We start from the raw sequence: 6,603 nt of genomic DNA, 5'->3' as shown, positions 1-6,603 counted from the left end.
GAATCGAAAGATTCATAAAAAACGTCATCCTTTCTAGTTAGCTTTTTAGAAAGAATAACGTTTTTTTACACTTGGGGGTAGTCTAGATTCTTAAGTTGATGGGCATGGGGTTCTGAGGTAAGATAATTTTTTCGATATGGATAAGGATAAATAAAAGGGTGCAGATATCTTCCCTTAACATAGGCTAGAATCTATTGGTGGAGGAGCGTTCAAGCCTAATTCGAAATATAGACTTAGTTTACTATTCAACTATTGAAGGGAGGATATACAATTGGGGAAAGTCTTTACAAAATCGACGTGTGCATTACTATTGTTAATCTTTCTTTGGGGTGGAAGTTGGCCAATCTATAAAATGGCTGTGCCTTATACGCCCCCGTTATTATTTGCAGGTATGCGTGCAGTGATTGGGGGCCTTATACTAGCAGCTTTCATATATAAAATGCGGAACAGGATCAAATGGCGTGAAAATTGGTCGAAATATTGTATTTCAGCATTCTTTAATACGATTCTCTTTTTTGGGTTACAGACAGTAGGGCTCATTTATTTGCCAGGAGGACTGTTTTCAGTGCTTGTCTATTTTCAGCCAGTGCTACTTGGATTGTTTGCTTGGATTTGGCTTGGAGAGTACATGTCGCCGTTTAAAATTATGGGTTTGATTATCGGATTTCTTGGAATTGTAGTTGTCAGTGTGGACGGATTAACCGTTCATGTATCGATCATTGGTGTTGTTTTAGGGTTGCTTATGGCATTTAGCTGGGCACTTGGTGTGGTTTATGTGAAGAAAGTGAGCAACGAAGTAGATGCTTTCTGGATGGTGTCTTTGCAGTGTATTATTGGTGGAGCTATTCTAATAGGTACTGGAACAATTTTTGAAAACTGGTCAGCTATTGAATGGAATGGTAAATACCTTTTTGGACTCGGATATGGCTCCACTTTTGGCATTCCACTGGCATATATCATTTACTATAAACTTATTAATGCGGGAGAGGCAAGCAAAGTCGGTACATTCACGTTTCTTGTACCGATCATTGCAGTATTCATTGGTACGGTGTTTTTAGATGAACCGGTAACTTACCGCCTTGTCGTAGGGCTGTTATTAGTAGGTGTAAGTATTTATTTCGTGAATTATCGCGAAATAAGGTGAATGCTTCATTATTCAATAGAGCGCAGGCAAAATTTAATACGGAAGAGTAAAAGCGTAAGTTCTAGAATAACCAGAAATAGTTTAGAACTTGGCACACCATCAGGAGGGAATATGAATCGCCGACTCCATAGCAAAATCAAACCCATGTATTTTGATTAATTTTTGTTCAAAACGCGTGGGTTTTTTCTATTATAAAATCAATGTTCACAGCATAATTTTGATCGAACCTTATTCCAAACCAACAATACAGCCGGTCCCTTAACGTACAGGAAATCGGCTTTTTCTTTGTCGAAATTGCTTAGCGTACGAAATTCGCGTTTTGTTGGTGAGACCCCATCGCTATCAAGCTAAGCTTATGCAAAGTCAATTTTAGACGAGATTGTTTCTTTTTTCTAAAGGGCAAGTGTAGGTGATTGAAAGATTTGCATACGAAATAAACCCTAACGGGTTTCACTTTTTTGAATTAAGCGGCTTGATTATCAGACATGGTACAATTGTAAACGATACCTAATATATCAAAGACCGTTTTTTTCTCATATCGATGAGATTTCCGCCCGTTTTGCTGTAGGAGATTGAACAGGCGAAGTAACACCTTTGATAGCTCTTGGGTGTTTTTTTGTATAGTTTGGAATAGAAGAAGAAAGTAATCTTTAATCATATATATGGCTTTATACTCACTAAGCTCTCGTTTTTTCTTTATGAGGAGCAATTGGCACATTTGAAACATGATAGAAGAACAGAGTAGAATGGCAATCAATTGACCATATAAATGGCACTCCAATCGTTCTGATTTTATCTTTTTACAATGATGAATTTGAAAGAATGACTTCCACGTTTTAAATAAGATTTCGATTTGCCAACGCAAAGAATACCAGTCATGTACCTGTCCCATCGGGACAATATCTGTAGGGGTGTTTGTCATATATACATTGATACCACTGAGTCGTTTACTACGAGGAGAATACTTCATTCCTTTCTTTTTTTCTCTTACAGCTTGATCTTGTAATCGTTTTTGTTGCTGTTGTTTTGTTAATCGATGAACAATTACACGAGCTGGCACTTTATCAATCATTCCTACATAAGCATCAGCTATTTCACATGTTTGTCCTGGTTGAAGGGAGTTCATTAACGTCTCCATATCTATCTGTATATACTCTGTACCTTTCTTAATTCTTCCGTCTTGGAAATAATCAGGGTTAGGATTTTTTTGATAAATACGTGTATTCAACTTGATACGAGAGATATAGTAGGCCTCTTTATCTTGTATATATTGAAGGTCTTTTAAATGAAAATAACCTAAATCTCGGATACATAAATCATTTGCTGTCACAGTTGGGGCACACAGAGAGCCGTAAGTGCGATCATGTTGTTTACCTGGACCTGTATGAATATGTAGGAACTGTCCACTTAACAAATCATACTCAAGTTGAATTTTTATCCCAGCAGTATGGCTGCACCCTCCTGCACCTGGATAAACAGATGAAAATACATCCGGGAGTTGAAATGCAGTTGAATCTAAAATACGAATACGCTTGAAAACAGAAGTGTATGGAGAAGAAATCGGCATAGATGCGGCCAATTTTTTGCTTAGTAGTTCGGCTAGTAGGTGTTGTAAAAGTTGGACAGCAGCCTTATTAAATCGTTGATTCAGTCCCTCAGGACTGATAAGTACTTCTGTTGATGCTTCTAAACAGCTAGATAACTGAGTTAAAGAAGTCATAGCTACATTTTGGTTCACCCATACACATAAAGCTACTAAATCTTTTGCTTGATACTTACTGGTTCGTTGTACAAAACCAACATCTCTAGCAAGATCTCGTAAGGTATTTGGAGATAAAAAACTTTGAATCTCTTGGGCAAATAGTTGTAATTCGTCAGACACAGAAACAGACATAAAAACGCCATCCTTTCCTATGATTCTACAGAAAGAATAGCGTATTTTTTCATTTTAGAGAAATTTTATATTGTCGGCTTAATAGTAACGTGATGCTACCTCATCGCCATCAACTTAAGAAAACAAATCAACCCCAAAACGAAAATTTTATATCTTTGCAGATATATTTGAGGTTTAAGCTCATTTTTCTATTTTGTGGGTTAATAAATTACTTAACTTGATGGCGATGTGACGTTCTCCCTACTAAATCTCTTTTAACCTTATTTTGAGTCTGCACAAAGTATTAAATCCATTCAACTTAAGTAGATATAATAATATTGATAAACTTTAAGTTAAAAGAGACACCCGCTAATTTAAGGGTTTTCAAAAATTTAGTTAGTTTAATGTTGCTTCTATTAGTAAATATTCTCTTTCTTTACTATCTACTTGCTGTTCAATTGAATTGATCTTATAAGAAGATCCATGAGCTATTAACAATTCACTTTCAGGTAATTTCGCTAGATTTCCTAAGTATGCTGCATGTTTTCCCTTTGGAATTGTTAAGTGAATAAGAATCGGCAGTTTAGGAAAATTTCCTGTTGTCTGGTTAACTAATGAGGTGCTCATATATGCTTTTTCCGATTGTTCTGTATGATTAAACGCTTCTTTAAACTTTTTCACCTTTTTTACCTTTTTCAAGAAATGCATCTTCTGAGACTCGTCTATAAACATTTACTGCTTCGGGAGTTGTTACTTTTGCAAGCGCTCGATCTATGTACTGAATTTCTTTATCAAACTCTTTATTTGCAGGTTTTCGATCATTTCTAAGGTGTGTATTAATCTTCGTATAATCATTACCTGTATATCTTTTTATTGCTTCTCTTTCATTTTTTCTTTCTAGTTTACTTTCTTTACTTTCTTTGTCATCTGTATCATCTTTTAGCAAATCATCTATCCACTTCTTATAATGTTTCGCTCCCCATTCTTTGGCTGCATCTTTATTTTTCTTCGTATCATACCCGAAATCTATAGGTTGTGTAGCATTGATCATATTAAATTGGTGTATTTTCCCTTTTTCCATTTGAATAGGTTGATTTGTAATGCTATTACTCTTTTCCGTCATAGCAAATGTAGACGTAACACCACCGAATACAGATAAACCTAAAGATAGGGTGATAGCTGTAGCTAAGCTTTGTTTTTTCATTTTAACACTCCTTAAAATTTATTTACATTACAAACGTACTCCTTTTTTGTAAATTTCGGAATGTTATTAAATGTTTTTCAATAGACGTCTGACCTTATATGTTTTTATAACATAGGGATAATTTATATATAATGATTGAAGACTGAAGTAATCGATAGCTCCAAAATTTAACTTAAATAATAAGGAATATTCACGAGAATTAAAGTCATTATTCGTTAATTTTTTTGATATTTATACAAAATAATTACATATTGATTGGGAGTGATGGTAGATATACATAATTTCTCGAAACTAATTAAAGGAATAATTTTATGTATATGAAAAACTATTAGTAGATAATAATTTCTATATATGATTCTTAGGTACAGAGAACCTAAGATGAAAAAATAATAGAACACAAAAAAAGATGTTCAACATTAGTCTAATTTTATATTTTTCACTATTTTTATAGAGGAATCTTAACAAGGGAATATTTCCATGAACTATCCTTGAAATAAAATGGATACAGCACTAAATATTAAATAAAAAAATACTTATACCTTATAGGGGTCACCATACATTGAACTGCACCCCAAAATGAAAATTTTCTTTCTCTACAGTTAGTAACTTTGAGAAGTCAGCTCTTTTTTTCGTTTTGGAGGTGATTACTTTTCTTAAGTTGATGGATGTGTGGTGCTACCCCATCACTATCAAGCTAAGATTATACAATATCAAGTATAGTAGAGATTATTTCTTTTTTCTAAAAGCCAGGCTTAGAAAATTTAAAGGTTTGCATGCGAAATAAACCCTATCGGGTTTCATTTTTTGAATTAGGCCGCTTGATCTTCAGAAATGGTAGAATTGTAAACGACACCTAATATATCAAAGACTGTTTTCTTCTCATATCTGTGAGATTTTCGCCCATTTTGCTGTAGGAGGTTGAACAGGCGAATGAGAATCTTTGATAATTCTTGGGTGTCTTTCTGTATGGCTTGATAAATAAGAAAAAAATAATCTCTAATCATATATATGGCCTTATATTCACTCAGCTCTCGTTTCTTTTTCATAAGAAGTAGTTGACGCATTTGAAACATAGTAGAAGAACAGAGGAGAATGGCGATCAGTTGCCCATACAAATGGCATTCTAATCTTTCTCGTTTTATTTTTTTACAATGGTGAATATGAAAGAATGATTTCCATGTTTTAAATAAAATCTCGATTTGCCAACGTAAAGAGTACCAATCATGTACTTGTCCCATCGGGACAGTATCTGTAGAGGTGTTTGTCATATATACATTGATACCACTGAGACGTTTACTACGAGGGGAATACTTTATTCCTTTCTTTTTCTCTCTTACAACTTGATCTTGCAATCGTTTTTGTTGTTGTTCATCTGTAAGTCGATGAACAATCACACGAGTTGGTACTTTATCAGTCATTCCTACATAAGCATCGGATATTTCATAGGTTTGTCCTGGTTGGAGAGAGTTCATTAATACCTCCATATCTATCTGTATATACTCTGTACCTTTCTTGATTCTTCCATCTTGAAAATAATCAGGTGTGAGATTTTTTTGATAAATACGTGTATTGGATTTAATACGAGAGATATAGTAAGCCTTTTTATCTTGTATATGTTGAAGATCTTTCAAATGAAAATACCCTAAATCACGGATACATAAATCATTTGGTGTTACAGTTGGAACACACAGAGAACCATAGGTTCGATCATGTTGTTTCCCTGGACCTGTATGGATATGTAGGAATTGTCCGCTTAATAGGTCATATTCAAGTTGAATTTTCATCCCAGCAGTATGGCTACATCCTCCAGCCCCAGGATAAATGGTTGAAAATATATCTGGAAGCTGAAATGCAGTGGAATCTAAAATGCGAATACGCTTGAAAACAGAGGTGTATGGAGAAGAAAGTGGCATAGATGAAGTTAATTTTTTATTTAGAAGGTTAGTCAATATATGTTGTAAAAACTGAACTGCTGATGTATTAAACCGTTGATTCAGTCCTTCTGGACTGATGAGTACTTCTGTGGATGATTCTAAACAGCTAGATAACTGAGCTAAAGAGGTTGTAGCGATATTTTGACTCATCCATATACATAAAGCGACTAAATCTTTTGCTTGGTATTTACTAGTTCGTTGTACAAAACCAACATCTCTAGCAAGATCCCGTAAGGTATTTGGAGATAAAAAACTTTGAATCTCTTGAGCAAATAGTTGTAATTCATCAGACACAGAAACAGACATAAAAAACGCCATCCTTTCCTATAATTCTACAGAAAGGATAACGCCTTTTTTACTTTATGGATAGTCCAAAACCTTAATTTTATAGCGATGTAGCGGTACCAAATATCCGTTTAATAATTATTTATGCTAACTTTATATATCT

Annotated in this window: 5 protein-coding genes; 1 reads left to right on the top strand and 4 read right to left on the bottom strand. The window is 34.3% G+C overall.

Translation table 11 applies throughout. The annotated features are described in order from the left end of the window. Positions 1-271 precede the first annotated feature (271 nt). The gene (locus tag ACS2CR_RS32935) at positions 272-1,144 is read left to right on the top strand and encodes a DMT family transporter (RefSeq protein WP_000520933.1); all 873 of its coding nucleotides are present in this window, start codon (positions 272-274) and stop codon (positions 1,142-1,144) included. A 463-nt stretch (positions 1,145-1,607) separates the two neighbouring features. Here the strand turns inward: ACS2CR_RS32935 and ACS2CR_RS32930 are convergent, their stop codons facing one another. The 4 genes from ACS2CR_RS32930 to ACS2CR_RS32915 all read right to left on the bottom strand — a co-directional run bounded on the left by ACS2CR_RS32930 (position 1,608) and on the right by ACS2CR_RS32915 (position 6,461). Next, positions 1,608-3,038 (bottom strand): IS4 family transposase, encoded by a 1,431-nt coding sequence (locus ACS2CR_RS32930; RefSeq protein ID WP_000116994.1) that lies wholly within the window; start codon positions 3,036-3,038, stop codon positions 1,608-1,610. Between the two features lie 375 nt (positions 3,039-3,413). Then, positions 3,414-3,698 carry an ADP-ribosyltransferase gene (locus ACS2CR_RS32925; RefSeq protein ID WP_015406605.1) on the bottom strand — a complete coding sequence of 95 codons (285 nt, stop codon included), beginning with the start codon at positions 3,696-3,698 and terminating at the stop codon, positions 3,414-3,416. Beyond that, on the bottom strand, positions 3,685-4,221 hold the full coding sequence (locus ACS2CR_RS32920; protein WP_153603120.1) for an ADP-ribosyltransferase: 537 nt from the start codon (positions 4,219-4,221) through the stop codon (positions 3,685-3,687). Before ACS2CR_RS32920 ends, ACS2CR_RS32925 begins: the two co-directional genes overlap by 14 nt. An 809-nt stretch (positions 4,222-5,030) precedes the next feature. Beyond that, entirely contained in the window at positions 5,031-6,461 is a 1,431-nt protein-coding gene (locus ACS2CR_RS32915; protein ID WP_153603186.1) for an IS4 family transposase, read from the bottom strand. Between the last annotated feature and the right edge of the window lie 142 nt (positions 6,462-6,603).

It is taken from the genome of Bacillus cereus group sp. BceL291, assembly GCF_051776705.1.
In the GTDB taxonomy this organism is placed as follows: domain Bacteria; phylum Bacillota; class Bacilli; order Bacillales; family Bacillaceae_G; genus Bacillus_A; species Bacillus_A cereus.
This window is presented reverse-complemented; position numbering and strand designations above follow the sequence as displayed.

Excerpts from the sequence above, each read along its gene's own strand:
- ACS2CR_RS32930 (WP_000116994.1), bottom strand. The coding sequence starts at position 3,038 with ATGTCTGTTTCTGTGTCTGACGAATTACAACTATTTGCCCAAGAGATT.
- ACS2CR_RS32920 (WP_153603120.1), bottom strand. The coding sequence starts at position 4,221 with ATGAAAAAACAAAGCTTAGCTACAGCTATCACCCTATCTTTAGGTTTA.
- ACS2CR_RS32915 (WP_153603186.1), bottom strand. The coding sequence starts at position 6,461 with ATGTCTGTTTCTGTGTCTGATGAATTACAACTATTTGCTCAAGAGATT.